The 26,361-nt window shown below is 41.1% G+C and carries 29 protein-coding genes and 2 riboswitches; of the genes, 9 read left to right on the top strand and 20 right to left on the bottom strand.

The features are described from left to right. Positions 1-11: 11 nt before the first annotated feature. The 12 genes from V7121_RS10050 to V7121_RS09995 form a co-directional block, all read right to left on the bottom strand. Positions 12-641: a methionine ABC transporter permease gene (locus V7121_RS10050; protein WP_335502210.1), complete on the bottom strand. Its 630-nt coding sequence runs from the start codon at positions 639-641 to the stop codon at positions 12-14. Between the two features lie 34 nt (positions 642-675). After that, entirely contained in the window at positions 676-1,701 is a 1,026-nt protein-coding gene (locus tag V7121_RS10045) for a methionine ABC transporter ATP-binding protein (RefSeq protein ID WP_335502045.1), read from the bottom strand. Between the two features lie 169 nt (positions 1,702-1,870). Further along, a riboswitch (SAM riboswitch) is annotated at positions 1,871-1,979 on the bottom strand. A 131-nt stretch (positions 1,980-2,110) separates the two neighbouring features. Next, positions 2,111-3,427: an O-acetylhomoserine aminocarboxypropyltransferase/cysteine synthase family protein gene (locus tag V7121_RS10040; RefSeq protein WP_335502043.1), complete on the bottom strand. Its 1,317-nt coding sequence runs from the start codon at positions 3,425-3,427 to the stop codon at positions 2,111-2,113. 71 nt (positions 3,428-3,498) lie between these two features. Then, positions 3,499-3,608: riboswitch (SAM riboswitch) on the bottom strand. A gap of 81 nt (positions 3,609-3,689) precedes the next feature. Beyond that, positions 3,690-4,049 (bottom strand): hypothetical protein, encoded by a 360-nt coding sequence (locus tag V7121_RS10035; RefSeq protein ID WP_335502041.1) that lies wholly within the window; start codon positions 4,047-4,049, stop codon positions 3,690-3,692. Positions 4,050-4,256: 207 nt separating this feature from the next. Continuing rightward, the gene (locus tag V7121_RS10030; protein ID WP_335502039.1) at positions 4,257-4,565 is read right to left on the bottom strand and encodes a thioredoxin family protein; all 309 of its coding nucleotides are present in this window, start codon (positions 4,563-4,565) and stop codon (positions 4,257-4,259) included. 7 nt (positions 4,566-4,572) lie between these two features. Then, on the bottom strand, positions 4,573-4,929 hold the full coding sequence (locus tag V7121_RS10025; protein ID WP_335502038.1) for a toprim domain-containing protein: 357 nt from the start codon (positions 4,927-4,929) through the stop codon (positions 4,573-4,575). A 147-nt stretch (positions 4,930-5,076) separates the two neighbouring features. After that, entirely contained in the window at positions 5,077-5,316 is a 240-nt protein-coding gene (locus V7121_RS10020; protein WP_335502036.1) for a YusG family protein, read from the bottom strand. Positions 5,317-5,423: 107 nt separating this feature from the next. Next, positions 5,424-5,807, bottom strand: coding sequence for a glycine cleavage system protein GcvH (gcvH, locus tag V7121_RS10015; protein WP_335502034.1), 384 nt, complete (start codon positions 5,805-5,807; stop codon positions 5,424-5,426). Between the two features lie 81 nt (positions 5,808-5,888). Further along, the gene (locus V7121_RS10010) at positions 5,889-6,245 is read right to left on the bottom strand and encodes an arsenate reductase family protein (RefSeq protein ID WP_335502032.1); all 357 of its coding nucleotides are present in this window, start codon (positions 6,243-6,245) and stop codon (positions 5,889-5,891) included. 191 nt (positions 6,246-6,436) lie between these two features. Beyond that, positions 6,437-8,221 carry an acyl-CoA dehydrogenase family protein gene (locus V7121_RS10005; protein WP_335502030.1) on the bottom strand — a complete coding sequence of 595 codons (1,785 nt, stop codon included), beginning with the start codon at positions 8,219-8,221 and terminating at the stop codon, positions 6,437-6,439. An 82-nt stretch (positions 8,222-8,303) separates the two neighbouring features. Then, complete coding sequence (locus V7121_RS10000) at positions 8,304-9,479, bottom strand: acetyl-CoA C-acetyltransferase (protein WP_335546491.1); 1,176 nt, start codon at positions 9,477-9,479, stop codon at positions 8,304-8,306. Positions 9,480-9,554: 75 nt separating this feature from the next. After that, positions 9,555-11,978 (bottom strand): 3-hydroxyacyl-CoA dehydrogenase/enoyl-CoA hydratase family protein, encoded by a 2,424-nt coding sequence (locus tag V7121_RS09995; RefSeq protein WP_335546489.1) that lies wholly within the window; start codon positions 11,976-11,978, stop codon positions 9,555-9,557. Positions 11,979-12,149: 171 nt separating this feature from the next. Between V7121_RS09995 and V7121_RS09990 the strand changes: the two genes are divergently transcribed. The 3 genes from V7121_RS09990 to V7121_RS09980 all read left to right on the top strand — a co-directional run bounded on the left by V7121_RS09990 (position 12,150) and on the right by V7121_RS09980 (position 13,134). Then, a complete protein-coding gene (locus V7121_RS09990; RefSeq protein WP_098572409.1) occupies positions 12,150-12,281 on the top strand; it encodes a YuzL family protein in 132 nt (43 codons plus the stop codon). Positions 12,282-12,399: 118 nt separating this feature from the next. After that, positions 12,400-12,678: a hypothetical protein gene (locus V7121_RS09985; RefSeq protein ID WP_335502022.1), complete on the top strand. Its 279-nt coding sequence runs from the start codon at positions 12,400-12,402 to the stop codon at positions 12,676-12,678. 120 nt (positions 12,679-12,798) lie between these two features. Further along, positions 12,799-13,134 (top strand): spore coat protein, encoded by a 336-nt coding sequence (locus tag V7121_RS09980; protein ID WP_335502020.1) that lies wholly within the window; start codon positions 12,799-12,801, stop codon positions 13,132-13,134. Positions 13,135-13,175: 41 nt separating this feature from the next. Here V7121_RS09980 and V7121_RS09975 read toward each other — a convergent pair whose 3' ends face one another. Genes V7121_RS09975 through V7121_RS09955 form a run of 5 tightly spaced genes read right to left on the bottom strand, consistent with a single transcriptional unit; the run spans position 13,176 to position 17,047 of the window. Further along, complete coding sequence (locus V7121_RS09975) at positions 13,176-13,427, bottom strand: DUF2573 family protein (protein ID WP_335502018.1); 252 nt, start codon at positions 13,425-13,427, stop codon at positions 13,176-13,178. Further along, positions 13,387-14,163, bottom strand: a complete 777-nt coding sequence (locus tag V7121_RS09970; RefSeq protein WP_335502016.1) for an IucA/IucC family C-terminal-domain containing protein — start codon at positions 14,161-14,163, stop codon at positions 13,387-13,389. The genes V7121_RS09975 and V7121_RS09970 overlap by 41 nt, the downstream gene beginning before the upstream one ends. Continuing rightward, positions 14,156-14,974 (bottom strand): ABC transporter ATP-binding protein, encoded by an 819-nt coding sequence (locus V7121_RS09965; RefSeq protein ID WP_335502014.1) that lies wholly within the window; start codon positions 14,972-14,974, stop codon positions 14,156-14,158. Before V7121_RS09965 ends, V7121_RS09970 begins: the two co-directional genes overlap by 8 nt. A gap of 16 nt (positions 14,975-14,990) precedes the next feature. Further along, positions 14,991-16,046 carry a FecCD family ABC transporter permease gene (locus tag V7121_RS09960; RefSeq protein ID WP_335502012.1) on the bottom strand — a complete coding sequence of 352 codons (1,056 nt, stop codon included), beginning with the start codon at positions 16,044-16,046 and terminating at the stop codon, positions 14,991-14,993. After that, positions 16,043-17,047 carry a FecCD family ABC transporter permease gene (locus V7121_RS09955; protein WP_335546486.1) on the bottom strand — a complete coding sequence of 335 codons (1,005 nt, stop codon included), beginning with the start codon at positions 17,045-17,047 and terminating at the stop codon, positions 16,043-16,045. The genes V7121_RS09960 and V7121_RS09955 overlap by 4 nt, the downstream gene beginning before the upstream one ends. A 181-nt stretch (positions 17,048-17,228) precedes the next feature. Here V7121_RS09955 and V7121_RS09950 point away from each other — a divergent pair, with 181 nt between their 5' ends. Next, a complete protein-coding gene (locus V7121_RS09950) occupies positions 17,229-18,212 on the top strand; it encodes an ABC transporter substrate-binding protein (protein WP_335502008.1) in 984 nt (327 codons plus the stop codon). A 598-nt stretch (positions 18,213-18,810) separates the two neighbouring features. On the opposite strand, the gene V7121_RS09945 is transcribed toward V7121_RS09950, so the two are convergent. Further along, positions 18,811-19,980 (bottom strand): FtsW/RodA/SpoVE family cell cycle protein, encoded by a 1,170-nt coding sequence (locus V7121_RS09945; RefSeq protein WP_335502006.1) that lies wholly within the window; start codon positions 19,978-19,980, stop codon positions 18,811-18,813. A 169-nt stretch (positions 19,981-20,149) separates the two neighbouring features. Further along, positions 20,150-20,914 (bottom strand): DUF4931 domain-containing protein, encoded by a 765-nt coding sequence (locus tag V7121_RS09940; RefSeq protein ID WP_335502004.1) that lies wholly within the window; start codon positions 20,912-20,914, stop codon positions 20,150-20,152. 204 nt (positions 20,915-21,118) lie between these two features. On the opposite strand from V7121_RS09940, the gene V7121_RS09935 reads away from it, so the two are divergent. Next, positions 21,119-21,901 (top strand): undecaprenyl-diphosphate phosphatase, encoded by a 783-nt coding sequence (locus V7121_RS09935; RefSeq protein ID WP_335502003.1) that lies wholly within the window; start codon positions 21,119-21,121, stop codon positions 21,899-21,901. A gap of 186 nt (positions 21,902-22,087) precedes the next feature. Here the strand turns inward: V7121_RS09935 and V7121_RS09930 are convergent, their stop codons facing one another. After that, the gene (locus V7121_RS09930; protein ID WP_335502001.1) at positions 22,088-22,750 is read right to left on the bottom strand and encodes an FMN-dependent NADH-azoreductase; all 663 of its coding nucleotides are present in this window, start codon (positions 22,748-22,750) and stop codon (positions 22,088-22,090) included. Positions 22,751-22,987: 237 nt separating this feature from the next. Here V7121_RS09930 and V7121_RS09925 point away from each other — a divergent pair, with 237 nt between their 5' ends. The 4 genes from V7121_RS09925 (at position 22,988) to V7121_RS09910 (ending at position 26,306) form a co-directional block, all read left to right on the top strand. Further along, positions 22,988-23,938 carry a helix-turn-helix transcriptional regulator gene (locus V7121_RS09925; protein WP_335501999.1) on the top strand — a complete coding sequence of 317 codons (951 nt, stop codon included), beginning with the start codon at positions 22,988-22,990 and terminating at the stop codon, positions 23,936-23,938. Then, on the top strand, positions 23,932-24,798 hold the full coding sequence (locus tag V7121_RS09920) for a substrate-binding domain-containing protein (RefSeq protein ID WP_335501998.1): 867 nt from the start codon (positions 23,932-23,934) through the stop codon (positions 24,796-24,798). Before V7121_RS09925 ends, V7121_RS09920 begins: the two co-directional genes overlap by 7 nt. Positions 24,799-24,867: 69 nt before the next feature. After that, positions 24,868-25,566 (top strand): ABC transporter permease, encoded by a 699-nt coding sequence (locus tag V7121_RS09915; protein ID WP_335501996.1) that lies wholly within the window; start codon positions 24,868-24,870, stop codon positions 25,564-25,566. Continuing rightward, positions 25,563-26,306, top strand: a complete 744-nt coding sequence (locus tag V7121_RS09910; protein WP_335501994.1) for an ABC transporter ATP-binding protein — start codon at positions 25,563-25,565, stop codon at positions 26,304-26,306. Before V7121_RS09915 ends, V7121_RS09910 begins: the two co-directional genes overlap by 4 nt. The last annotated feature ends 55 nt before the right edge of the window (positions 26,307-26,361 follow it).

The raw sequence follows: 26,361 nt of genomic DNA, 5'->3' as shown, positions 1-26,361 counted from the left end.
TGACCTCTCCTTTATCTTTTATCTAATTTTGAAGTGATAAAATCACCGATAAACTGAATGATAAACACAATAATTAAAATGATGATCGTCGCGACTAGCGTGACATCGTTTTGGCTTCGTTGGAATCCTTGAAGATAAGCTAGATTTCCTAACCCACCTGCTCCAATCACTCCTGCCATTGCTGTATAACCAACAAGGGCAATCGCTGTTACTGTTATCCCTGAAACAAGCGCTGGCATTGATTCTGGTAGGAGAACCTTCCAAATAATCGTTCCTGTCGTTGCTCCCATTGATTTTGCGGCTTCGATAACCCCTTTATCAATTTCTCTGAGGCCGATTTCCACCATTCGTGCATAAAACGGAGCGGCACCAATAATCAGTGCGGGCAATGCGGCATTTTCACCAATCATGGTTTTAAATAAAATCATTGTAAAGGGTATTAATAAGACAATTAAGATAATAAACGGAATCGAACGGAAAATGTTTACGATGCCGCTAATAACAACATTGATTGGTTTATTATTCCACATGCTTCCTTTTGAAGTAAGGAAGAGGAGCAAACCCAGCATGATTCCTAATATAAATGTAGCTACAACGGATATCCCGGTCATATACAGTGTCTGTTTGGTTGCCTCCCACATGGCAAGCCAATCAAAATCTTGGAAATAGGGTTTATTATTCACTTGTAACCACCTCCACTCCTACTTGCTGTGAACGAATATAGGCGACCGCTTTGTCGACCTCTGCTTCGTCCCCATCGACATGAATGAAGAGAGTTCCATAGGATCCGCTTTGGGTTTGTGAAATCTTCCCTTGCAAGATATTAACAGTTACATTATTATGGCGAATGACATTCGTTATAAGCGGCTGTTCAACCGATTCCCCAATAAAGGTTAGTTGAACAATTTGACCGGAGTGATAACGTTCAAGCAAAAGTTCTGCGGTCTCTTTCGTTTCCTCTGGTTCAGTAACCTGCTGTACAAATCGTTTAGTAATTAACTGCTGCGGATTTTTGAATACATCTAATACTTGTCCAAGTTCGACCACCTTTCCGCCTTCCATAACGGCCACGCGGTGGCATATTTTTCGAATGACGTGCATTTCATGCGTGATTAGAACAATCGTTAATCCGAGCCTTTTATTAATATCGACTAATAATTCCAAAATAGAATCGGTCGTTTGTGGATCAAGCGCGGAAGTTGCTTCATCACAGAGTAGGACCTTTGGATTGTTTGCAAGCGCTCTGGCAATTCCGACACGCTGCTTTTGTCCTCCGCTAAGCTGGGATGGGTAGGCATTTTCTCTTCCTTCCAAACCCACTAGCTTAATCAGTTCCCTAACTCTACTTTGACGCTCAGAGCCCTTGATGCCAGCAATCTCTAAGGGGAAAGCAATATTCTCACTAACGGTTCTCGACCACAGTAAGTTAAAATGCTGAAAGATCATACTGATTTCCTGGCGTGCTTTCCGGAGTTGTGCACCCTTGATTTTTGAGACCACACGACCTGCTACTGTTACGGTTCCGCTGGTCGGCAGTTCCAGCCCATTTAACATTCTGATTAACGTACTTTTCCCGGCACCGCTATAACCAATTACCCCGAAAATTTCTCCCTCTTGTATTTCCAAATTCACATCATCAACTGCTGTTAACTGCCCTTGTTTAGAAGGAAAAATCTTTTGAACATTTTTTATTGAAATCATTGAATCACCTGCTTCTCATCCAATTTACACAAGATTCTGAAAGAATTTTCTTGTAATAATCCTTGCAAATATAATATAGGGTTTGAATTTTTTAACAAAAAGATTCTATTTTAACAAATAAAAGCCTTTCTGCGAAGGCAGAAAGGCATCATAAATAGAATAATCCTTTCTCCCATCTCCCAAAGCGTTCGCTTTGTGTGAATTGGCACCATTTCAATATAAATATTGACGGTTGCCGGGCTTCATCGGGCACATCCCTCCACCTCTCTTGATAAGAGCATCAAGTCCTATATTCAATTAATACGTTAATTTGTTTAAGTAAATTATATTACGAAAGTTATCGTATCATGTATAAAAAGTAGTGTCAATGAAAATAACTACATATTCGGAAAAATAAGTTTAGCAGGTTTTAGGCATTAACGTTTAAGGATGTTATACCTGTTGCCGCAACAATCGCCGATTCTAAATCTTCAATTAGATCTTCTACATTCTCAATCCCGATTGAAAGTCGAATTAAATCCTCTGTAACACCTGCAGCTTTTAGGCCTTCGGCATCTAATTGCTGATGAGTAGTGCTGGCTGGATGAATAATGAGACTTTTTGCATCACCCACGTTGGCAACATGTGCCCATAGTGTAATAGAATCGATTAATTTTGCTCCGGCTTCCTTGCCGCCTTTAATTCCAAAAACAACCATCGAGCCTGCACCCTTTGGCAAGTACTTTTTGGCAAGTTCATAATCAGGATGTGATGGGTGACCAGGATAGGATACCCACTCAACCGCAGGATGGTTTGACAAATAAGCGACTACCTCTTTTGTATTGGCCACATGTTCTTTCATGCGAACATGTAATGTTTCAAGTCCAAGAACAAACTGGAAGGAATTTTGTGGACTTAACGCTGGTCCTAAATCACGCAGCAATTGAACACGAGCTTTAATAATGTAGGCTATCGCTCCCAGTGCCTCTGCATAGACAAGGTCATGGTAACTGGCATCTGGTGTGGTAAAACCAGGGAACCGCGGCGAATTCCAATCGAATTTACCACCATCAACAATGATTCCACCTGTGCTTGTTCCATTTCCTAAGAGCCATTTTGTAGCAGAATGAATAACAATGTCGGCTCCATGTTCTATTGGCCGGCAGAGATAAGGCGTGGCAAAGGTATTATCAATGATTAGTGGTACACCTGCTTCATGGGCAATCTCAGCTACTTTTTCAATGTCAAGGACACGCAGGCTTGGATTACCAATCGTTTCAGCAAATACCGCCTTCGTTTTGTCAGTGATCGCGGCGCGGAAATTATCTGGATTTTCCGGGTCAACAAATTTCACGTTAATTCCGTATTTCGGCAGGGTGACTGCAAATAGATTATACGTCCCGCCATAAAGGTTAGAAGCAGATACGATTTCATCACCTGCTTCGGCAATATTTAAAATTGCGAGAGTAATCGCGGCCATCCCGCTTGCGACGGCCAGGGCACCGACCCCGCCTTCCAATAAGGCAACTCTTTCTTCAAAAACGGTAGTCGTTGGGTTGTGTATACGTGTGTATATGTAACCAGGTTCTGCTAAGCTAAATAAGTTTGCTGCATGCTCCGTATTTTTAAATTGGTAGGCATTATTTTGATAAATCGGAACAGCCCTTGCTCCTGTAACTGGGTCGGGTGACAATCCACCATGCACACTCAAGGTTTCGAAACGGTACTTCTTTTGATTTTCAGTCATTTTACTTCCCCCTCTTTTTGGTAGATCCAATTCAAAAAACCCCTGCTTTATTCGAAGAGGGGTTCTCACTCACCTCATCTTCCAAAGCACATTAGCTTTGCTGGATTTAGCACCGTGTTGAATGTTTTTAACCGGTTGCCGGGCTTCAAAGGGCCAGTCCCTCCGCCACTCTTGATAAGAATGTATTGATTAAATTATAGTAATTGGCTAAATATTCTAAATATATAATATCTAAAATTTAATTCCGAGTCAATAGGTTTGATTAAAAATTTCTTGCTGTTGCAAAATTTTCCTGCGCTTTCGTTAAATAAAAGATAGATTCTAGCAATAATGTGGTTCGTAAAGAGGCTGTTATACTGATCTGGCCGCTTCGTTCAAGTGCTCGCAGCCTTTCCTTCCCTTCTAGCAGCTGTTTCATGGCTTGTAAGTCCCCTCGGATTTCAGGTAATGTGTCTGCTGGTTCGGAATCAAAAATGCTAAGAACTTCACCATTCCTGATGATGATTTGAATGTTTTTTTGTTCACAGACTAAATTCAATCTGATATTCACTCGCTCAAGCAACGGCAGAACATGCCCTTGCTGTTTAATAGTTAATTGAAAGTTCTTTAGTGTCTCTATCATATTCACCACTCCGGTCTGCGCTCTTATCATAAATATACAAGAAACAGACCTAAAATCCTCTTTAAAGTAGTCGACAATTATCTACTTTAGGATGGAGACTTGGGAAGATTTCCTGAGAAATATGTCGGATTTAGGGTTGGTGAGGTGGGCACAGTGACCGTTCACAGCTTTAACAAAAAAATAAAACAGATGCATCTGCATCTGCTTTTATAATAAATGCTCTTTAATTTTTTCAAGCAAAAATGGTACGGATTGAAACGCGTAGAGTGTTTCTTTTACTTTTCCAGCTTCGACAAAAATTAGGCAGGGGACGCTTTCTACTTCAAGTTGTCTCGCAAGGTCGGGGTAGAAGTTTAGGTTCATTTTTCCTAAATCTACCTCTACTAGTTGTTCGATGACCTGGAGCATTTTTGAAGCTACCTGACAGGTCCCGCACATCGGGGTGTAAAAATAAATTAGTCCTGATGCCTTATTATCGAAAAAGGAAGTTAGTTCGATTCGATTCCATTCGTTCATATAAACATTAACCCATTTCTAAGAATTCAGTATGGACATCAATATTAGCGCCTATGAGCACAGTTGCCAAGTGGTGGACAGGTGCGGTGGCAACCTCACGATACATCCGGTCAATATATAGATGTTCAGCTTGTGGCAATTCCCGTTTTAACTGCTTCCGAAGCTTTTCACCTGAGAAGTCAGCATCGACAAGAATATAGACATCTTTATCTTCGAGGAACTCAATTAATTCATCTAATTTGGTCATACTGATGGTCCCATTGGTGCAAATAATTTCCACTGGTTCCTTCACGATTTTTTTTACCTTATTTTTATCTGATTTTCCTTCGACAATAAGAACTTTGTCAACATACGAATCATTCATCATCCATCACCTGTATTAGAAGTTGTTTTATGTTAACATATTCTAAAATATTGATTACGTGAGCCTTCTTCTGACTATGTTAACCTTATCATTATTGTCATTTTAAAAATAGGGTTTTGCCTAAAAATTTACATAAAATTCAAATAGTTAACACCAGCCGCCATCATCACAGTCTGTGTATTTCGCATCAGGGTTTTCAGTTGTCGTCACATGTTGATAAATTTTTTGCTGTTCGACCTCAAAATGATGATCTAATTCCACTTGCATTTGATCGGAAATTTTCATTTTTCCAATTGGCGTATTATCAAGATACAGTTCCATTTCCCCATTTTTCATTTTCCCTATAACTCGATCGGTAACATCCACTCTTTGCTGCTTTAACGTCATAATACCACCCTCTTCAATATATTTATTATAAGTTTCCCAAAAATAGTAGAAGAAAAAGTGGGAATTTAAGAGAAAAAGCACCTTGATAAGGTGCCTTTCCAAAATTTTTAGTCTTCTTTAATCATTTCTTCATATTGCTCAGCAGTCATAAGTTTATCAAGTTCACTGCTATCGGTTAATTCGATCGCAATCATCCAAGCTTTTTCATAAGGAGATTCATTAACGAACTCAGGGCTGTCACTTAACTCTTCATTTACTTCAACGACTTTACCACTGACAGGTGCGTAAAGCTCAGATACTGTTTTAACAGATTCTACGCTTCCAAATGGCTCATCAGCTGTTACCTCATCGCCCACTTCTGGTAGCTCAACGAATACGATATCTCCTAATTCGTGCTGTGCAAAAGCAGTGATCCCAACGCGTACGATTTCCCCTTCAACCTTTACCCATTCATGTTCTTCTGAATAACGTAATTCTTTTGGTGTACTCATCGTTTAATCCCTCCATTGTTTTTTCTAAAAATCTATCATCGAAATAAATCGACTTCCATTAGTAATGAGAGAAGAGCAGGCCTACAACCACTTGTTTTCAAACTCTTCATCTTTAAAGCCAACAGTGACATTTTCACCATCTGTTAAAATCGGCCGTTTAATTAGCATGCCATCTGAGGCTAGTAATTCAAGCAGTTCTTCATCTGTTGCAGACTTTATTTTATCCTTAATACCTAATTCACGGTATTTCATACCACTTGTATTAAAGAATTTTTTTAATTCTAGCCCGCTTTTTTGATAAAGGTTGTGCAGTTCCTCACGACTTGGAGGATGTTCAACAATATGTACTTCTTGATAGGAAAGATGATGGGCATCCAGCCATTTTTTCGCGTTTCGACATGTGCCGCATTTCGGATACCAATAAAAAGTTAGAGACATGAGTTTCACCGCCTTTTCCCACAAAAATCCATGACATTCTCATGTCAATAGAATATTATCATAACGTTTTTTAAAATCCTAATGCAAAAATTATGCCCCGTTTAATAAAATTCGACTAATTTTTTAAAACTCCTTCCTTTTTTAATATAAAATTTAAGCTCCCTTTCAAGTAGAAAGGGAGCCCAGTTTTATTACACGATATAGCGTTCTGCCTCAATAATCACATCAGCCGCTTCACGTTTTTTCGCAATTACGTTTATTGGAGTATGCCGTGTAAATTTACGAAGCGATGATAACATCATCCGAAGGGTATCGCCTTGTTCCACTGCCACTAAAGTTTCTTTGGCAATCGCTTCTAGTTGATTGAAAGCTTCTTGGCAATAGATTTGAGTATATAGAAGCTTTTGCTTATTCTTCTCTAATCCCGTTTTTGCGATTGCCTTTTCAGTCCGGAGCACAACAGATTCCATGGCATACACGTTCGAAATAAGGTCGGCGATGTTAGCTAACACCTCTTGTTCTTTTTCAAGTGCTTTGCCAAATTTTTGGGCTGCCAAACCAGCAGCTAATAAGGCGACTTTCTTTGAGTTCCTGACAAGATATTTTTCTTGTGCAAGCGGCTCATCACCAGGCTCTTCAGGCATTAGCATCATTAATTCCTCTTGTAGAGCCATTGCCTTTTGGAATAATGGAAGCTCTCCCTTGAAGGCTTTCTTCAATAAGGTACCTGGCACTAACAAGCGATTAATTTCATTGGTTCCTTCAAAAATACGTTGGATCCGTGCGTCACGATAGGCTCTTTCAATTGGATACTCCTGCATGAAGCCATAGCCTCCATGAATTTGAACGCCTTCATCGGTCACATGGGCTAATACTTCACTGGCGAAGAATTTATTAAGTGAACATTCAATTGCATATTCAGCAATTGAATTCGCGACTAATTTAATGTCCTTTTCCTGCTCAGTTGTCAGTTTGCCTTGATTTTCTTCATATAGACCAATTGTACGGTAAACCGAGCTCTCGGCTGCATATATCTCAGAGGCCAGTGTACCGAATTTTTCTTTTGTTAAATTGAATTGAGAAATTGGTGTTTTGAATTGTTGACGGCCATTCGCATATTTCACCGTTAATTCGAATGCTTTCTTGGAACCACCGACACTTCCAACGGCCAATTTATAACGCCCAATATTTAAGATGTTAAAGGCAATTACATGACCTTTGCCGATTTCTCCTAATAAATTTTCAACAGGAACAGGCACATCTTCTAAAATTAGGGTTCTGGTCGAAGAACTCTTAATCCCCATTTTCTTTTCTTCGGCTCCAGTTGAAACACCTGCGAAATCTCTGTCAACGATGAATGCAGTAAATTGCTCGCCATCAATCTTTGCATAGACCACAAATACATCTGCAAAACCTGCATTGGTGATCCATTGCTTTTCTCCGTTAAGGATATAATGCGTACCTGCTGCATTTAATCTTGCCGTAGTTCTGGCGCCGAGTGCATCAGAACCTGAACCTGGTTCCGTTAACGCATAAGCCGCTAGTTTTTCACCAGATGCAAGAGCTGGTAAATATCTGCGTTTTTGGTCCTCATTCCCGAATAACACGATTGGCAACGATCCAATTCCGACATGTGCTCCGTGTGAAAGGGAGAAACCGCCGCCTCCGGCCATCTTCTCAGTTAGTAGTGAAGAAGTAATTTTATCAAGGGCTAGGCCTTCGTACTCTTCTGGTACATCCACCGCTAAAAGACCAAGTTCACCTGCTTTTTTTAGCAGTTTAACAGTACGATCAAACTCATGATTTTCTAGGTGTTCCAACTGGGGAACTACTTCTTTTTCAACAAAGTCTTCCGCAGTCTTCGCTATCATTAAATGCTCCTCGGTGAAATCCTCCGGTGTAAATAATTGCTCATAAGAGATATCTTCAATTAAAAAGCTTCCGCCTTTAATAATTTTTTCTGTTTGGTTTGTCATTATTTATTCCTCCTAATCATTGATTAGCGGGGGCAGAGCGCCCCCTTGTAAGAGTTATATGCTTGGGAAATACGATAATGAATTAAAGTAATTCAAATACCCCAGCTGCCCCCATACCGCCGCCGATACACATCGTAACGACACCAAATTGCTCATTGCGGCGTTTTAATTCGTGGATTAACGAGAGGGTTAATTTCGCCCCGGTACATCCAAGCGGGTGCCCTAAAGCAATCGCGCCGCCATTGACGTTGACAATTTCTTCATTTAGACCTAATTCACGAATGACTTGAAGTGACTGTGACGCAAACGCTTCATTTAGTTCAAATAAGTTAATATCCGATAATTCTAAACCTGCTAATTTCACAGCCTTTGGAATCGCGACAACCGGGCCGACACCCATGATTTCTGGTGGTACACCGCCAACAGCAAACGAGCGGAATTTCGCTAACGGCTTAAGTCCAAGTGCCTCTGCCTTTTCACGATCCATCACCATCAATGCAGCTGCGCCGTCACTTGTTTGCGAGGCATTACCCGCTGTTACGGTACCTGTCGCCGAAAATGCTGGGCGAAGCTTTCCTAGAGTTTCTAGGTTTGTGTCTGGACGGACGCCCTCGTCCTGAGAAAATTGAATTGTTTTTTCAACCAGTTTATTGTCATTTCCGATGGTGCGGATGGTCACATCAACTGGAACAATTTCATCGACAAATTTCCCTTCGGCAATTGCTTTTGCTGCCTTTTGATGGCTTCTTACGGCAAATGCATCTTGGTCCTCACGGGAAATGCCGTATTTCATTGCTACCTGCTCAGCTGTATGACCCATGCCCATATAATATTGGGGAGCAGTTTCCGCTAGTTTAATATTGGGACGGACGACATGCCCCATCATTGGAATCATGCTCATCGATTCCGCGCCTCCAGCGATGGCAGTATCGGTATGGCCCAGCATAATTCCTTGTGCGGCATACGCAATTGCCTGTAATCCTGAAGAACAAAAACGATTAACTGTGATAGCAGGAACGGTATACGGAAGTCCAGCTAAGGCTCCGATATTGCGGGCCATATTGTTGCCTTGCTCGGCTTCTGGCATTGCACATCCAATAATTAAATCATCTATATTACCTTCGTAATTTCCAGCACGCTTTAATGTTTCCCTTACTACCAATGCCCCCAAATCATCAGGGCGAACATGGGCAAGCGTCCCTTTCTTCGCTTTACCTACCGGGGTCCTTGCTCCGGCAACGATTACCGCTTCTCTCATGTAAGTTCCCTCTCTTTCTGTTAAATTATTAACCTATTTAATAGTTCAGCCTCAGGGTTACTGAGCCCTAGAATGTTAGTTGCGTAACGGTTTACCTTTTACAAGCATATGCTGCATGCGCTGCTGAGATTTTGGCTCCGAAATTAGGCTTAAGAATGCCTGCCTTTCGAGATCGAGTAAATATTGCTCATCTACTTCTGTCCCGAATGGCACTTTTCCACCTGCGATGACATAAGCAATCTTCTTGGCAATTTTCAAATCATGCTCTGAGATATATCCAGATAACCGCATGGCTTCAGCACCGAGTAACAAAGTAGCGTACCCTGTTTCACCGACGACGGGAACTTTGCGGCGAACCTTAGGTTTATAGCCCTTTTCATGTAAAGCAAGGACAGCCTGCTTCGCATCATAAAGCAGATGGTCGTTATTAAAGCTGATTCCGTCAGACTTACTTAAGAAATTGTTTTCCCGTGCTTCTTCAGCAGATGTAGAAACTTTTGCCGTCGCAATTGTTTCAAACACTTTATTAGCGACATTTTGCAAGTCAAACGGGACTCCATTTGGAATGTTTTCTAAGTGTTTCATGTAAAGTTCCTTGTTTCCACCGCCGCCTGGCAATAAGCCGACCCCGACTTCCACTAAGCCCATATACGTTTCAGCGGATGCTTGAATATGCGCAGCTGGCAAGCACACTTCTGCCCCGCCACCCAGCGTCATCCCAAATGGAGCAGCAACGACTGGTTTCGAACTGTATTTAACCTTTAGCAAGGCACTATGGAGGTGGCGGACAATCATATCCAGTTCGTAAATATTGTCATCCTGCACTTCCATCAGCATCATCGCCAGGTTGGCACCGACACAGAAGTTCTTGCCTTGGTTGCCAATAACAAGGCCCTTATAATTATTCTCCACTTCTTCGACGGCAAAGTTAATCATTTGGACGATATCAAGACCAATCGCATTGTTAGGGGAATGGAATTCTAACAGCGCAACGCCATCACCGATATCAATCAAACTTGCCCCGCTATTCTTCTTAATAACACCTTTTTGTTTCTTTATTTTTTTAAGATCGAGAGCCTTCGGATTGAATTCCACTAATCGATATTGACCGTTATCATAGAAGAACTTTTCGCCGTTTTCTTCTATATAGAAGGATGAATGGCCTTTTTCTAGCATTTCTGATACCCAAGCTGGAACCTTAATACCAGACTCCTTCATTTTTTGAACAGACTTTTCAACCCCAATTGCATCCCATGTCTCAAATGGGCCTGTTTCCCAGCCGAAGCCCCATTTCATCGCGCGGTCGATCGAAACAATATCATCAGCAATCTCACCTAATAGTTGGGCGGAGTACACAAGTGACTGGGCAATTGTATTCCATAGGAATTGGCCGGCCTGATCATCCCCGTATACAAGCGCTTTCAATTTATTGGCGGTGCCTTTTTCCTGCTTCGCCAGTTCAACTCCTGGTGTGGACAGCTTCTTCCGCGGGCCATATTCTAATGTATTTGGATCAAGTTCGAGTATTTCTTTTCCTTTTTTCAAAAAGAAACCTTGCCCCGATTTACTTCCCAACCAGCCTTTTTCCACCATAGATTTCAAAAAGGCAGGGATTTCAAAAACATCCTTTTCTTTTCCTTCAACTTTTTCATAAACGTTATTTGCCACATGGTAGAAAGTATCCAATCCAACTACATCAAGGGTACGGAAAGTGGCGCTTTTTGCGCGGCCAATTAATGGTCCCGTGATTGAATCGACTTCACCGACACTAAGTCCCGCCTTTAGCATTTCCTGAACAGTTACGAGAAGTCCGTAAGTTCCAATTCGGTTGGCAATAAAGTTTGGTGTGTCCTTCGCAACTACCACACCTTTTCCTAAAACATCTTCACCAAAAGTTTTCATGAATGAAAGGACTTCTGGTGCCGTATATTGTGTAGGTATCACTTCGAGCAATTTTAAATAGCGCGGCGGGTTAAAGAAATGTGTCCCGAGAAAATGCTTCTGGAAGTCCTCGGACCTACCTTCGACCATCGCTTCTACAGAAATTCCTGAGGTGTTGGAACTGATGATGCTGCCAGGCTTCCGGTATTGGTCCACCTTTTCAAATACTTGTTTCTTAACATTTAAGTTTTCAACTACTACCTCAATGACCCAGTCAACATCCTTCAATTTAACGAGGTCATCTTCCAAATTACCTGCTTCAATCAAGGCCAAATTCTTTTTGACCGCGAGTGGGGCAGGCTTTTGTTTCAATAATCTTTGAATCGAGGCTGCGCTGATTCGATTGCGTACTGGTTTATCTTGTAGTGTCAGTCCTTTTGCCTCTTCTTCCTTTGTTAGTTCACGTGGCACGATATCCAATAATAGTGTTGGGATGCCGATATTTGCGAGGTGGGCAGCAATTCCTGACCCCATGACACCAGATCCTAGGATAGCTGCTTTTTTAATTAATTGATTCAACCTTTTCTCCCCCTTCAAACACTTTGAATGAATACTCATTCATTTTTTATTTAAAAAAAATCTCATTAATGAATGAGTCTTGTTACTACTTACTATAGAATATTTAGAAAATTTGTGCAATCAATAAACGCGGAATTTTGAAATTTCTTAAAAAAAATTTTTTTAAATATTTTCTTATGAAAGGGCATCCTATAATCTGAGGTGATAATGATGGCAAAAATGAAAAAAGATCCTTCAAAAGCTGGCGTTAGTGCCGCAAGTGTGAAGGGCAATGGCGGGCCAGGCAATGAAGAGGCTCATCTTGATAAAAAAAACAGCCAGAATAATCAATATAAGCGCTAAGGATAACAGGCTGAGTTGTCTCAGCCTGTTTCTCTTTTTGCATAAAAGTTCCTGTTTGAGAGACGATAAACTCGTAAAGATACAATGAATGAGGAGGGTTATTATGGAGCAGCAAAATATGAACATGCCCAACATGAACATGCAAAATCAGCAAACAAGGATGCAACAGCCGCCAGGAGTCGTGTCAACTAAGGATGCCCTATATCTCAATGATATGATGTCCTGGAACTTGCTATCTGCGAAGAAAGCACACTTTTTTGCTGGGCAGTGTCAGGACCCAGAAATAAAAGCTGAAGCAGAAAAAGTTGCCCAAATGCATCAGAAGCACTACCAGCAGATATTAGGTCATTTAGGCCAGCATGCAAGCCAGCAGCAGCCGCTTAATAATATGCAATAACGAAAAGTGGAAGCGACCGTTTAGCGGCGTATGGNNTTGACTTATCGTAGGGCGGAGAGCGAAGGACACTAGCCGCTGGGAGCTGGAGCTAGACAACAATATATAAGGAGGAAGGTTGAGATGAACCAACAGCAGAAGATTCAAAATCCTGAAACACAAGTACCAAAAACCCCGCAAATGAATGACCGTGATTTTATTAATGATTTACTGGCAACTGAAAAATATTTGACAACTGCTTATACCATGCCATTGCATGAAGCAAGTCATGAAGGTTTGTATCAGGACATTATGCAGATTTTTTCGGAGACACAACAATGCCAGCGCAACCTTTATGACCTGATGTTTAAAAAGGGCTGGTACGCTATTGAAGCAGCAGACCAGCAGAAGTTACAGCAATCGTATCAGCAGTTTCAAGGATATACGAACCAACTTCCAACTGGCGGTACTCTTCAATAGCAGCAAAAACCGGAGGCATCTGCTTCCGGTTTTTGCTGTAGTTACTTTTGAGAAGAGGCCCGATACTGTTCATTCATAACTTTAATTTCATTAATGATTTGCTTCATTTCTTCCTTCGCATCCGGGTAAAGCCCATTCCAATGCTTCGCTAAAGCAGGCATTGACTTGGCAATCTGGGTGTACAATGCCCACATCTTTACCTTCTCCTTGGTTTCCTCGGTAGATTGCCCCACCAATAATTCACTATATTTTTCAAGCAAAGCTTCGAACTGCTTCACAAATGCTTTCTCCATCATGACACCTTCTGTCTATAGTAATATGGGTACATGGGCAGGTTTTACAGCGTTTTCCTGCCGGCATTTGGTATGTAAAACAACACGTCTTCCTTACTCTTACCCCTGTATCCCATTCTTCCAAATACGTCTTTTCAGTAAAGTACTTTGGTAGTGGATTTATGTTGTAGCAGCCAAACAACTTCCCTTTTGCTTCTGAAATTAAGTAGCGGAAATCCTCTTCAGCATGCTCCTTACCCTTTAGTTCGGTTTCATAGAGCCAAAATAGGTAGACCGCAATATTTTCCCACAGGATTAACTTCGATATTCCGATGGTTTTCTCCAATTGGGTGATGAGTGGATAAATATTATTTGCAAACAAATCATTCAATACACGTGAACGCCATTCAGAGCGGTCGTTTCCATCCCAGTCCTGTACGGCCGCATCCTGTATAGAAATCCCCGGCAGCCAAACTATCCCCTGTACAGCTGATTCCATTTTTACGTTATCCAACGATACATTTAGGTTTTTGTTTAAAGCCGTCATTGTATATAAGGACATCACAGCCAAAAATGCATATCGTTTGATAAAAATGGAAGCAGCTATTTTTTCAGAAGGGGCTCCAATCGCAACAGATAAATTTTTCATGAAATCCCTGAGATACGTTTCATCCAGGAGATCAGCCACATTAAAGGCATGTTTCAGGCTTGGATTAAATCTATACTTGAATAGTTGGTCTAAGATTAATTTATCCATTGACCGCTACCGCCTTATCAAGGATACATCTACCCTTTCCATAAGGAATACAGAGCGGTGTCCCGAATAGCGGATCAACCGTTACCTCACAGTCCATCCCAAATACATTTTTGACCAGATTGCAATTGATAACATGCTCTGGTTTCCCTTGGTCATAGACCTTCTTATCTTTTATAGCAACAATATTATGTGCATAACGGCAAGCTAAATTTAGATCATGAAGCACCATAACAACCGTCCGTTTTTTCGTTTCATTTAGTTCAAACAGCAAATCGAGGATTTCGATTTGGTGGGTCATATCCAGGTAAGTCGTTGGTTCGTCGAGAAGGATGATATCTGTATCTTGAGCGAGCGTCATCGCAATCCAAGCGCGCTGCCTTTGTCCGCCGGAAAGCGAATCAACGGTTCTTTCTTTCAAGTCCTCTAATCGCGTGGCCTTCAATGCATCATTGACCTTTTTCTCATCTTCCTCTGACCATTGTTTTAACCACGATTGATGTGGATAGCGGCCTTGTTTGACAAGCTGCAGAACGGTTAATCCTTCAGGAGCAGAAGGCGATTGTGGTAAAATCGCCATTTTTTTCGCAATCTCCTTCGTGGACAGCTTCGCAATGGCCTTCCCTTCGAGCAAAACAGCCCCAGACTTTGGCTTTAAGAGACGCGCGATTGAACGAAGCAGCGTTGATTTTCCGCAGCCATTTCCGCCAATAAACACGGTGATTTCACCCTTGGGAATCTTCAAGTCTAATTCATCAATAATGAGAGTTTCTCCATAGGATAGTGATAAATTCTTCGTTTCAATCGCATTCATCATCCGACAGCTCCTTTTATGAATTTCTCGTTTTAAAAAGCAGGTAAATAAAGTACGGTGCACCGATACCAGCAGTGAATACGCCCGCTGGCACTTCTAATGGTGAAAACAGGGTTCTGCCAATTAAATCGGCGACCATGACAAGAATGCCGCCAATTAATGCACTCGCAGGAAGCAATGCTCCAAACGAGGAACCAACTAATCTTCTCGCCATATGCGGGGCCATTAAGCCGACAAAGCCTATCCCGCCGGCAAAGGCAACCGAACCACCAATTAAGGCGGTACTAATCATTAATAAGAGAAACCGTTGTTTTTGCACCTTGCCGCCTAAACCTGTTGCCACCTCATCACCGAGCTCTTGGATATTAATTGTCCGGGCCAATGCCAATGCAATAATCACGAAGATAACCGTCCAAGGAACAAGAATAGCTACATTTTTCCAATTTGAGCCGTAAACGGTTCCGGTAATCCAGATATTCGCTTGGCTTGCCTGATAAATTGGACCCATGACCATCGTTAAGGTGGTGATTGCTTGCATTAAAGCAGAGATCCCAATCCCAATCAACACCAGCCTGATTGGTGACACCCCATTTTTCCAAGCAAGGAAATAAACTAAAAATCCTACCACTGTTGCACCTATAAATGCAGCTAATGGCAGCCAAGCGATACTAACAGTTAAGGAATGATTTTTATCACTAAACATCGCTAAAAAACTCACAACGGCCGCTGCCGCTCCACCGGTAATCCCTAATACATCTGGGGAAGCAAGTGGATTGCGAATCATGCCTTGCAATATACCTCCTGCAATCGCTAAAGAGATTCCCACCATTAAGGCGACAATAATTCTTGGAAGGCGAAAAGAGGTAATAATAAGCTTTTCCATCTCAGGACCGCCGCCGAATAATACTGATATTACAGTGAGAGGGTTAATTTTCATTTCACCGCTTCCCGTGCTCCCGACAAAAACAAGGAAAGCAACGACGAGAAGAATCGTGAATGTGATGGTTGCTTTTCGATCCATTAGAAAGGACAGTTTGCCATTAAAAAGGCGGAAATTTTTATATTTACTCATCGTCCATTGAACCCCTTTCTTGCAATGTAAATAAAGAATGGAGTTCCAATGATGGCTGTCATGACACCAACAGGCACCTCAGACGGCATGAACATGTATCGTGCAGCAATATCCGCTGCAATTAAGAGAATCGCCCCTAACACACCTGAAAATGGGATGACCCAGCGATGATCGATTCCTACAATCGATCGGGTAATGTGAGGAACAACAATTCCAACAAAACCAATTGGACCGGCGACCGCGACAGATCCGCCTGCTAATAAAATAACAATGACGCCAATGGCGATTTTGAGAAGTACGGTGTTTAAACCAAGACCCTTGGCCACATCTTCCCCCATGGACAGGATATTCATTTTTCCGGCAATGAACACGGCTCCAATCCAACCTATTCCAATATAAGGTAACACCGAAACAAGCGTCTCTAATTTTCGGCCCTGGACAGAGCCGGCGAGCCAAAATAACACCTGATCAAGCAGGACTTCATCTAACACGAGCAATCCTTGTGTAAAAGAGGCAAACATTGCTGACATTGCAGCCCCAGCTAATGTAAGTTTCATAGGTGTTAATCCTTCACGGCCAGCTGAACCAATGGTGTATACACTTATGGCTGCAACGGCAGCTCCTATAAAAGCCAGAACACTAAACGCTTGTAAACTATTCACGGAAAACACAGTCATCGCAACAACAACCGCAAACCCGCCACCGGCATTGATCCCAAATATACCAGGGGACGCGAGTGGATTTTTCGTTAAAGTTTGCATCAGGACACCGGCAATGGCCAGGCTAGCCCCGACAGCGGACGCGATTAACGCTCTTGGCAGCCTTACGGTTTGAATAATAATATGTTCATTGGATCCGTTATTATTGGTAAATGCATCAACTGCTGTTTGCCAGCTGGTATCGGTGTACCCAAATATGATACTGGCACACATGGATAACAGTAACACCAAGATAGCAATGAGTAAGCCAATCCATTTTAATGAGGTACTTTTTAGGAGCATATCATGGGAACCTTTCTACCTAAATATTTAATTTAAGTCTATCTTCAATTGATAATGATTGTCAATGACTTTGAAAATCATTTTCAATTAAACATTGACATATCTATTTCACTCAATTTATGATTAAGTAGTCATTGAAAATGATTATCATTAACAATTAGCTAAGGGGGCTACATACACAATGAAAGCAATCAAGACCATACTTACTCTTTTTTCAATCATGACGATTTTCTTGTTAGCTGCGTGCAGCGGCAATGAGGAAAAAGTGGGTAATGAAACGAAAACTACTGCTGCTGGTAAATCTTATACTGTTGAACATGCGATGGGTTCTACGACCATAAAAGGCACACCTAAAAAAGTCGTTATTCTTACCAATGAAGGTACCGAAGCACTGCTTGCTTTAGGTGTGAAACCAGTGGGCGCTGTTCAATCATGGCTTGGAGATCCATGGTATGATCATATTAAAGCGGATATGGACGGTGTAGAGGTTGTTGGCGTGGAAAGCGAAGTTAACGTGGAGAAGGTCGCTTCACTAAAACCTGATTTAATTATTGGTAACAAGCTGCGTCATGAAAAGATATATGATCAGTTAAGCGCCATTGCACCGACCGTTTTTTCCGAAACACTTAGAGGCGATTGGCAAGATAACTTTAAATTATATGCAAAAGCTTTGAACCTTGAAGAAAAAGGCAACCAAGTTTTAAGTGATTTTGATCAACACATTGCAGATTTAAAAGGTAAACTCGGTGACAAAGTCAATCAACAGGTTTCAGTTGTACGCTTTATGGCTGGTAAATCTCGTATTTACTACACGGATTCTTTTTCCGGTGTGATTTTCGATAAATTAGGCTTCAAGCGTGCTGCCCAGCAGGAAGCACTGTTTACTCCAGATAATAAGCTTGGTTTGCTTGCTGTAGAGGTTGGTAAGGAAGTTATTCCTAAAATGGATGGAGACCTTCTCTTCTACTTCACTTATGCGCCACAAGGTGATCAAGCAGCCTTAGATACAGCAAAAGAATGGACAAATGACCCACTTTGGAAAAATTTAAATGCAGTGAAGAGCGGCCATGTTTATGAAGTAAGCGACGCAACATGGAACACTGCTGGCGGTGTACTGGCAGCCAATATTATGCTCGATGACCTTGAGAAAATCTTAGTTAAGTAATTTTTATAAAAAACCTCCCAGGTTTTTATATTTGAAAAGAGCGAGGCTTGCCATGGCCTTGCTCTTTTTGTGTTATTTTTAGGCTTCGGATTGGGATTCCGCCGAATTTTGGTGGATTCGCGCCAAACTGGCTTGGTACCGGTTCAAAACCCGGGGCGGGCCCGCTTTACCAGGCGGGATTCCGCCAACTTTACCAGTTTTCCCGCCAAACTAAAGCGGGATTCCGCCAACTTCTTATTTTATTCCGCCAAACTTGGACACAATCCCGCGAACTCCACCAGTTATTCCGCCTAACTGGCCAAGTACCTTTTAAAAAACCCCGGGGCAGCCCTCTTACCAGGCGGGATTCCGCCAACTTCTTATTTTATTCCGCCAAACTTGAACACAATCCCGCGAACTCTACCAGTTATTCCGCCTAACTGGCCTGGTACCTTATCAAAAACCCGGGACGAGCCCGCTTTACCAGCGGGATTCCGCCAACTTTACCAGTTTTCCCGCCAAACTGAAGCGGGATTCCGCCATACCTGAACACAATCCCGCAACCCCAAAATCAACAAAAAAAGAGCAACTAATCAAGTGTCGCTCTTTTCCTCTATTTTTATGCGGTTGTCGAGAACATATACTTTTTATAATGATAACGTATTGAGAAGATTAAGCCGAGCCCGAACATGTTCCCCATCAAGGCACTACCGCCATAACTGATAAACGGTAATGGAATACCGGTAATCGGCAGCACACCAATTGTCATCCCAACATTTTGGAAGACGTGGAAGGTAATCATACTAATCACGCCTACACAAATATACGTATAGAAATTATTTTTAGTCTCCATTCCTACCTTGGTTATATGGTAAATCAATAAGAAGAACAAACTGATTAACACACTCGCCCCAATGAAGCCATATTCCTCGCCAACTACACTAAATATGAAATCTGTTTGGCTTTCCGGTAAGTATACTTCACGGTTTCCTAAACCTTTACCGCCGGTTTGACCTGAGCCAATCGCAAGCAAAGACTTTGTGAGCTGGTAAGCATCTGACCCTTGATAACTATAGGGATCAAGCCATGAATAGATACGATTGAATTGATATTGTTTTACACCTAAATATTTTTCAAGTAAAGCAGGATTCCATAATACGAAATAAAAAATTGTTCCTATTAGGACAACCCCGACTGAAAATAGAGGTGTCAGCAACTTCCACGATATCCCAGAAATAAAAATCATTCCTAATAGAATCGCTAAAAACACAAGAGATGTCCCCAGGTCCTGCTTGATAATAAGGGCTAATGGAGCCATGGTAACAACGCCGAGTTTAACTAACAGCCAAAAATCGGTTTGCATTGTTTTCAATTGATGCTTGAGGTGATGGTCTTCAATCGTACGTGCAAGCGCTAGAATGAGGAAAATCTTAACAAATTCCGAAGGTTGGAGTGTTCCTACTCCTGGAATTTTAAACCAGTTTTTCGCTCCATTTATGACCGGCGCAATACTCTCCGGCGCAACAATTAAGAATCCCAGCAACAGAAGTCCAAATCCATAGGCATACCAGGTCAGCTTTCGTAATTGGTCCGAATCAAGGGTCATTACCCCAGTAATAATCCCACTGCCGACCGCATACCAAAAAATCTGCTTTATTAAGAAATTCTCCTTGTATTGCCCGCTGGCCTGCGCACTATAAATGGCCAAACAACTCGCAAGAAACATTAATATTAATATAAAAACAAGATTATAATCAAGTTTTGAAGTTTTGTTTGTATTTGAAGTCATATAGGTTCCACCTTACCAAGAACTATTACATTCCTTCATTATATTTTTATTATCAACAAAGCACAACTTCTAAACCGTGAATGGATTAAATTACATAAGAAAGCCCTATTTCCTAAAATATTCTCTTCACTGCTTCAGGCAGCCTTGAAACAAAGTTATTCGACTGAAACTATTTACTAAAATATATTCTCTGCAGCTCCCCTGCCATCCAGGCGAGATTACTTGGCACTTGAGGGATGCCGTAACCAATATAAAGCGGGGTGGTAACAAAACGGGAAACCACCTTTGCATAGATTTTATTTTCTATATGATGAAAAAACAAATTATAGCTCGTAGCTTTGAAGGGAAAATGGTTCAGGATATAATGAACAGCGATTTGCAGGTAATCGGAAAACTTCTCCTGGTAGCTTGAATCGTCCATTTCAATATTAAACTCATAAAAGCCTACACGAGGCTTAGTCGAGAGCGAAAACCGAGCGTTTTCTGTTTCATCAATCACAATTCCTTCAAACATCTCATGTGTGACCTTCTCTTTATAATCAATATCATCCAATCCGATGATTTGCATATGCGGATGGGAGAGCGTTCCGCCTGACAAAGGTCCATGGTTTTTGAAAAAAATAACTGATTGATAACGACCCGTTTCCTCCATCGCTAACCAATGCTTAATGCCAAACCGCATTAATTTATGTAAATGCTCTTTTGGGTAGGTTGATAATTCCCCATGACAGTTGTCCGTTTCGATTAAAACCGTTTGAAAGGTATGTTCTAAAACTGGGTACTTATTTTTCAAAAGAATGATTGGTTCGTCCACAGCGATGAGGTTGGTCAACTGATCCCTTTCGCAAAATGGACAAGCCTGGTCTTTGTTGCGAATGTTTTCAGGCTTCTGAACACCAATCGACGTATTAAAATGTAGATGTGAATTTTCCAAATGCGTTTCTCCTCTCGAACGATATACTTCTATTTTATGGGAGAATGCCTTCCAATTGCACTTATTTTGTTTAAGTCACAGATATTTTCATTGACCGAATTGGTAGTGAACTCCTAAAATAGAATAGAATTTCATTAAATAGGGATTTTTAGCATATCTTTTAGATGTACAGGCATATTATTTTTTTGGAATGTGAGGGTAATTATGTTAACAAAATTAGAAGCATTCATTTTAGGGATTATTCAAGGTTTAACGGAATTTCTGCCTATTAGCAGTACAGGTCATCTTTACTTAGGAAGGAATCTCTTCGGTCTGCAGGAAGCTGGGCTCTTGCTCGATACGATGCTTCATGTTGGCACACTGCTCGCTGTGTTTGTTTTTTATAAGGATGAATTTATTAAAATCATCAAAAATCCATTTAGTAAGCTGACCTTTTTGTTGATTGTTGGTACGATCCCGGCAGTGATCTTTGGACTAGCATTTAAAGATTATATCGATGAAATTTCAAAAACTGGTGTAACGATTGGCTGGGAGTTTTTGATTACGGGAATTTTCTTGTGGCTCGCTGATTCGGTGAAAAATGGTTATAAGAAAATGGACGATATCAGCTATAAAGATGCCCTTATCATCGGTACTTTCCAGGCTGTCGCGATTATGCCGGCCATTTCTCGTTCAGGGATGACGATTGTGGCGGCACTTTGGCGAAAATTAGACCGGGAAACCGCTGCCTATTTCTCCTTTTTATTATCCACCCCTGCGATTGCCGGTGCGATTGTCTTGCAAACAAAGGATTTACTCGGCGGTCAAGGCGAAGAAATCTCCTTGTCGGCATTGCTTGTCGGTATTGTTGCATCAGCCATCTTTGGCTATGTAGCAGTAAAATGGATGATTGGCTATTTGAAAAATCATTCCCTAAAACCATTTGCCATTTATGTATGGGCATTAGGTCTTCTAGTCTTATTCTTTCAATTTACAGGGAAGTTTTAATACAAGGACCGGGAGTGGGTTTCGCAAACAAATAGGTTGGTTTCGCAAACAAACTCGTTCATTTCGCAAATAAATAGCCTAATTTCGCAAATAAACTCACTTATATCACAAATAAATATCATTTTCCGCAAATTGATTTATTAGCAATCATGAAAAAGCGACTCGATGCACTCGAGTCGCTCTTTTTTATAACGTAATCGGCAGTTTCGCCATTTCTCTGGCTGCTTCTGCTGCTTCTTCCTTTGCTTTTGCCATAATTTCTGGGATCTGTTTTGGAAAATGGTCCATGCCCTCGGCAACAACCGTTGCTAATCTTTCAAAACCTAGGAATTCGAATACTTTCTGTAAGTAGCGGTCACCCATTTCGAACTCCACCATTGGACCAGAAGAATAAATTCCTCCGCGGGTTTGAATATGAATCGCTTTTCTTCCAGTAAGTAGGCCTTTAGGACCTTCTGGAGTGTTGGTAAATGTTTTTTCTACGATGAATAAGTTATCAATATATTTCTTTAAAATCGACGGTGCACCGAGATTCCATACAGGGGTCACAAACACATAGTAATCAGCCGCAATAAAATTATCAGCTAACTGATGCATTTTTTCTAACTTGGTTAGTTCTGCCTCAGATAGTTGTTCTTTTGAATAGCCCATAAACGATAATTTCGCACGAGCATATAGAAGGTCCATATCGATATCAGGGATTTCCATGTCGTATAAATGCAAGCGCTCAATTTCCACATCCGGCTGTGCCTTTTTGAACTCCTCTAAAAATACTTCCCCAATTTGCATTCCTTTTGAAAGCTTAATATCATTTTTTGGATTTGCTGTAATATATAGAAGCTTTGACATTTGATCCCTTCCCTTACTCACAAATTTTTTCCTCTACTCCTATAGTACAATAAACCAGATTGTTCACGAATGAACAATCCGTGAAGTTTGTGAAAGATGTGTGAAAAATAGATTATATTTGAACAAATCTTGACAATCCCAAACAAAACCTAACGAAACTAAACAAAACTTAACAAAAGTCACTTCTAGTATGCTATTCTTTTTATAAAATAAGAACTGGAAAAAGGAGGGGGACCTATGGAAGAAAAAGCGTATACTCCCGATGAAGTGGCCCAAATCTTTCAAATCTCTAAACACACAGTTTATGAGCTAATTAAAAGAGGCGAGCTGCAGGCATTTAAAATTGGCAACAAAATGAGAATTGAACATGCGGAGCTCGAAAGGTATAAAGAGAACACAAAAGCTCCTGCCAAAAAAAGTCCCTCTGAGCTATCAACTGGGACTCCAAGCAGTCCTGCTCTATCGATTCGATTATCTGGCAGTCACGACTTTCTTGTTGAACATTTCGCAAAACAAGCTGCTTCTGCCTTAAACTTGCAAATTCAGCCTTCCTTTATAGGCAGCCTTGAAGGATTAATGATGCTTTACCGCGGGCAATCCGATATCGCAGCCATTCATCTCTTGGATCCAACATCACAAGAATATAACCTGCCCTTCATCCATCAACTGTTTGTGTATGAATCGATTTTAGTACTTAGGCTGGCCGCAAGACAGCAAGGCTTCATTGTCGCTAAAGGCAACCCGAAAAACATTGAGGATTTTTCTGACCTGACGCGCGCCGATATTCGATTCGTTAATCGCCAAAAGGGTGCGGGAACAAGATTTTTGCTCGACTCTAAGTTATCCAGCAATGGGATTGATCCTAGTAAAATAAATGGTTACAGCACAGAAGAATGGAACCATTTGTCAGCTGCTTCCTTTATAAGCAGGGGTATGGCAGATGCTGCGTTTGGTATTCAATCAGCCGCCAGCCATTTAGGACTTGATTTCATTCCTATTGCAAAAGAAAATTTTGATTTGGTTTTCCGCTTTACAGCTGAAAATAAACAAAGCCTTACAAACTTGATTCAGTATTTACAATCTGCTAGTTTCAAGGATAGTTTAACGGACCTAGAAGGATACGATATTTCTGAATTAGGTAGAATCACCTATCAAACTAATCAAACGGAGGAAACATTCACATGGTAAAAAATCGTTATCTAGCATTCCTTTTCGCCATTATGCTATTAGTTTTAGCAGCATGCGGCAATTCAGACACAAAAGATACAGCATCAAAGGAAAAAAAGACTGAACCTAAAGCAGCACCAACTGAAATGATTCTCGCAACAACAACAAGTACACAAGACAGTGGCTTACTTGATGTGATTATTCCGATGTTCGAAAAAGAAAACAACGTTAAGGTTAAAACAGTGGCCGTTGGTACTGGCCAGGCCTTAGAGATGGGAACAAAAGGCGAAGCAGATGCCCTTTTAGTTCATGCTCCCGCAGCTGAAAAGGCAGTGGTCGATGCAGGGGATGCAATTAACTACAAACGCGTCATGTACAATGACTTTATTTTAGTAGGACCAAAGGAAAATCCAGCAGGCGTTAGTGGCAACGACATTATGGCTGCCTTCAAAAAATTAGCTGATTCTAAAGCTACTTTCGTTTCACGTGGTGACGACTCTGGTACTAATAAAAAGGAACTTGCTATTTGGGAAATGGATAATATTAAACCAGCTGGTGATTGGTATGTTTCAACTGGTCAAGGTATGGGACAAACCTTACAAGTGGCAGCAGAGAAAAAAGGCTACGTATTAACAGACCGTGCAACTTGGTTAGCCCAGGAGAAAAATTTAGATACCCTTCAAATCGTTGTTGAAGGCGGCAAGGATTTAATGAACATTTATCATGTAATGCAAGTAAATCCTGAAAAGCATAAAAATATTAATAGCAAAGACGCAGAAAAATTTGTATCATTTATGGTAGACCCAAAAACACAAGATGTGATTGAAGAATTCGGTAAAAAGGAATACGGTCAATCGTTATTCATCAAGTATACAGAATAATACCATGGAGGCCCTTTTATAAGGGTCCTTCTGTTTATACACCCAAAGAAAATCCTGGAGGCACTAGAGATGGAATTACTTATTGATGGACTAAAAAAAGCAATCGACATGATCCTTTCGGGGGACCAGGAAGTATTTGCGATTACTTGGCTCACGCTTAAAGTTTGTCTTATTTCCATTCTAATTAGTACCTTGATAGGTTTGCCGCTGGGAGTTTTTCTTGGTTTAACTAGATTCAAAGGACGCCGCCTTCTCCTATTATTCATCAATATTGGTTTAGGACTGCCGCCTGTCGTTGCTGGACTCTGGATTACGATGCTGTTATGGCGCTCAGGACCGTTAGGAAACCTCACCCTGCTCTATTCGCCCACTGCGATTGTCATGGCACAAATATTAGTAAGCTTACCGATTGTGACAAGTCTAACTTGTACAGCCTTTCAGCAAATTAGTGAAAAAATGCTGCTCCAGATTAAAGCATTGGGAGCGACAAAATTCCAAACTCTAATTATATTAATTAAGCAATTAAAAATTGCCATCCTTGCAGCGATTATGGCTGGCTTCGGCCGGGTCATCGCTGAGGTTGGTGCGGCGATGATGGTCGGCGGCAATATTCAAGGTGATACCCGCATATTAACCACAACCATAGTCATGGAAGTTTCAAAAGGTAACTTTGATATCGCCTTAGCTTTATCATTTATATTATTATCAGTTGCCCTATTGATCACGGCAGCATTAACCTATTTACAGCAAAGGAAGCGAATATCATGAGTCCGTTAATTGAATTGAAGAACCTAACCTTTAATGCACATAACAAAACGATCCTTGATATTCCTGAATTCCAAATTCATGCGGGGGAATTTCTCGGCATCATGGGACCAAATGGCGCTGGGAAAAGTACCCTCTTAAAGGTGCTGGCCTTTCTTGACCAACAAACGAGCGGCAATATCCTCTACCAGGGTGATGCCATTCCAAAAGGGTATGTTCCACTTGAATTACGAAGAAAATTTTCAATTGCCCTTCAGCAATCCTTACTTTTAGATGGAACGGTTTTTCATAACATTTCGATTGGGCTGAAATTAAGAAAGATACCTAAATCCATTATTAAGGAAAAAGTGGAACAATGGATGGATTTGTTTGGCGTCAGTCATTTGGCGAAAAAAAATGCGCTCTATTTATCCGGCGGTGAGGCACAACGAGTAAACTTAGCGCGGGCAATGATTGTTGAACCAGAGATTCTTTTTCTAGATGAACCTTTTTCCGCCTTAGACTTTCCAACTAAAATTAGGGTAATGGAAGATTTCAAGGGCATTATCGAAAGTGCCAGTACTACAGCAGTATTTGTTAGTCATGATCTGATGGAAATCAATTATCTTACGAATCGGCTTGCAATTATTGTGAATGGTGAAGTGAAACAAGTAGGACAAACACAAGGTGTTCTCGAACATCCTAATTCCTCCACCGCTTCCTTTTTAAATGAGTGGAAAAAGTTTTACCCTATTGCTCGATAACTAACAGTCCTGTTTGTTTATAAACGCACAAAAGACCTCTGCACCAAGCAGAGGT

Origin of the sequence: Neobacillus drentensis (genome assembly GCF_036962125.1) — a bacterium.
Lineage (GTDB): Bacteria > Bacillota > Bacilli > Bacillales > Cytobacillaceae > Neobacillus > Neobacillus drentensis_B.
Note: the sequence above shows the minus strand (reverse complement) of the source record. Positions and strands in the feature narration are given on the sequence as shown.

What these genes read in the sequence shown, in the direction of transcription:
- V7121_RS10050 (WP_335502210.1), bottom strand. Translation starts at nt 641, where the DNA reads ATGTGGGAGGCAACCAAACAGACACTGTATATGACCGGGATATCCGTT.
- V7121_RS10045 (WP_335502045.1), bottom strand. Translation starts at nt 1,701, where the DNA reads ATGATTTCAATAAAAAATGTTCAAAAGATTTTTCCTTCTAAACAAGGG.
- V7121_RS10040 (WP_335502043.1), bottom strand. Translation starts at nt 3,427, where the DNA reads ATGACTGAAAATCAAAAGAAGTACCGTTTCGAAACCTTGAGTGTGCAT.
- V7121_RS10035 (WP_335502041.1), bottom strand. Translation starts at nt 4,049, where the DNA reads ATGATAGAGACACTAAAGAACTTTCAATTAACTATTAAACAGCAAGGG.
- V7121_RS10030 (WP_335502039.1), bottom strand. Translation starts at nt 4,565, where the DNA reads ATGAACGAATGGAATCGAATCGAACTAACTTCCTTTTTCGATAATAAG.
- V7121_RS10025 (WP_335502038.1), bottom strand. Translation starts at nt 4,929, where the DNA reads ATGAATGATTCGTATGTTGACAAAGTTCTTATTGTCGAAGGAAAATCA.
- V7121_RS10020 (WP_335502036.1), bottom strand. Translation starts at nt 5,316, where the DNA reads ATGACGTTAAAGCAGCAAAGAGTGGATGTTACCGATCGAGTTATAGGG.
- gcvH (WP_335502034.1), bottom strand. Translation starts at nt 5,807, where the DNA reads ATGAGTACACCAAAAGAATTACGTTATTCAGAAGAACATGAATGGGTA.
- V7121_RS10010 (WP_335502032.1), bottom strand. Translation starts at nt 6,245, where the DNA reads ATGTCTCTAACTTTTTATTGGTATCCGAAATGCGGCACATGTCGAAAC.
- V7121_RS10005 (WP_335502030.1), bottom strand. Translation starts at nt 8,221, where the DNA reads ATGACAAACCAAACAGAAAAAATTATTAAAGGCGGAAGCTTTTTAATT.
- V7121_RS10000 (WP_335546491.1), bottom strand. Translation starts at nt 9,479, where the DNA reads ATGAGAGAAGCGGTAATCGTTGCCGGAGCAAGGACCCCGGTAGGTAAA.
- V7121_RS09995 (WP_335546489.1), bottom strand. Translation starts at nt 11,978, where the DNA reads ATGAGTATTCATTCAAAGTGTTTGAAGGGGGAGAAAAGGTTGAATCAA.
- V7121_RS09990 (WP_098572409.1), top strand. Translation starts at nt 12,150, where the DNA reads ATGGCAAAAATGAAAAAAGATCCTTCAAAAGCTGGCGTTAGTGCCGCA.
- V7121_RS09985 (WP_335502022.1), top strand. Translation starts at nt 12,400, where the DNA reads ATGAACATGCCCAACATGAACATGCAAAATCAGCAAACAAGGATGCAA.
- V7121_RS09980 (WP_335502020.1), top strand. Translation starts at nt 12,799, where the DNA reads ATGAACCAACAGCAGAAGATTCAAAATCCTGAAACACAAGTACCAAAA.
- V7121_RS09975 (WP_335502018.1), bottom strand. Translation starts at nt 13,427, where the DNA reads ATGGAGAAAGCATTTGTGAAGCAGTTCGAAGCTTTGCTTGAAAAATAT.
- V7121_RS09970 (WP_335502016.1), bottom strand. Translation starts at nt 14,163, where the DNA reads ATGGATAAATTAATCTTAGACCAACTATTCAAGTATAGATTTAATCCA.
- V7121_RS09965 (WP_335502014.1), bottom strand. Translation starts at nt 14,974, where the DNA reads ATGAATGCGATTGAAACGAAGAATTTATCACTATCCTATGGAGAAACT.
- V7121_RS09960 (WP_335502012.1), bottom strand. Translation starts at nt 16,046, where the DNA reads ATGAGTAAATATAAAAATTTCCGCCTTTTTAATGGCAAACTGTCCTTT.
- V7121_RS09955 (WP_335546486.1), bottom strand. Translation starts at nt 17,047, where the DNA reads ATGCTCCTAAAAAGTACCTCATTAAAATGGATTGGCTTACTCATTGCT.
- V7121_RS09950 (WP_335502008.1), top strand. Translation starts at nt 17,229, where the DNA reads ATGAAAGCAATCAAGACCATACTTACTCTTTTTTCAATCATGACGATT.
- V7121_RS09945 (WP_335502006.1), bottom strand. Translation starts at nt 19,980, where the DNA reads ATGACTTCAAATACAAACAAAACTTCAAAACTTGATTATAATCTTGTT.
- V7121_RS09935 (WP_335502003.1), top strand. Translation starts at nt 21,119, where the DNA reads ATGTTAACAAAATTAGAAGCATTCATTTTAGGGATTATTCAAGGTTTA.
- V7121_RS09930 (WP_335502001.1), bottom strand. Translation starts at nt 22,750, where the DNA reads ATGTCAAAGCTTCTATATATTACAGCAAATCCAAAAAATGATATTAAG.
- V7121_RS09925 (WP_335501999.1), top strand. Translation starts at nt 22,988, where the DNA reads ATGGAAGAAAAAGCGTATACTCCCGATGAAGTGGCCCAAATCTTTCAA.
- V7121_RS09920 (WP_335501998.1), top strand. Translation starts at nt 23,932, where the DNA reads ATGGTAAAAAATCGTTATCTAGCATTCCTTTTCGCCATTATGCTATTA.
- V7121_RS09915 (WP_335501996.1), top strand. Translation starts at nt 24,868, where the DNA reads ATGGAATTACTTATTGATGGACTAAAAAAAGCAATCGACATGATCCTT.
- V7121_RS09910 (WP_335501994.1), top strand. Translation starts at nt 25,563, where the DNA reads ATGAGTCCGTTAATTGAATTGAAGAACCTAACCTTTAATGCACATAAC.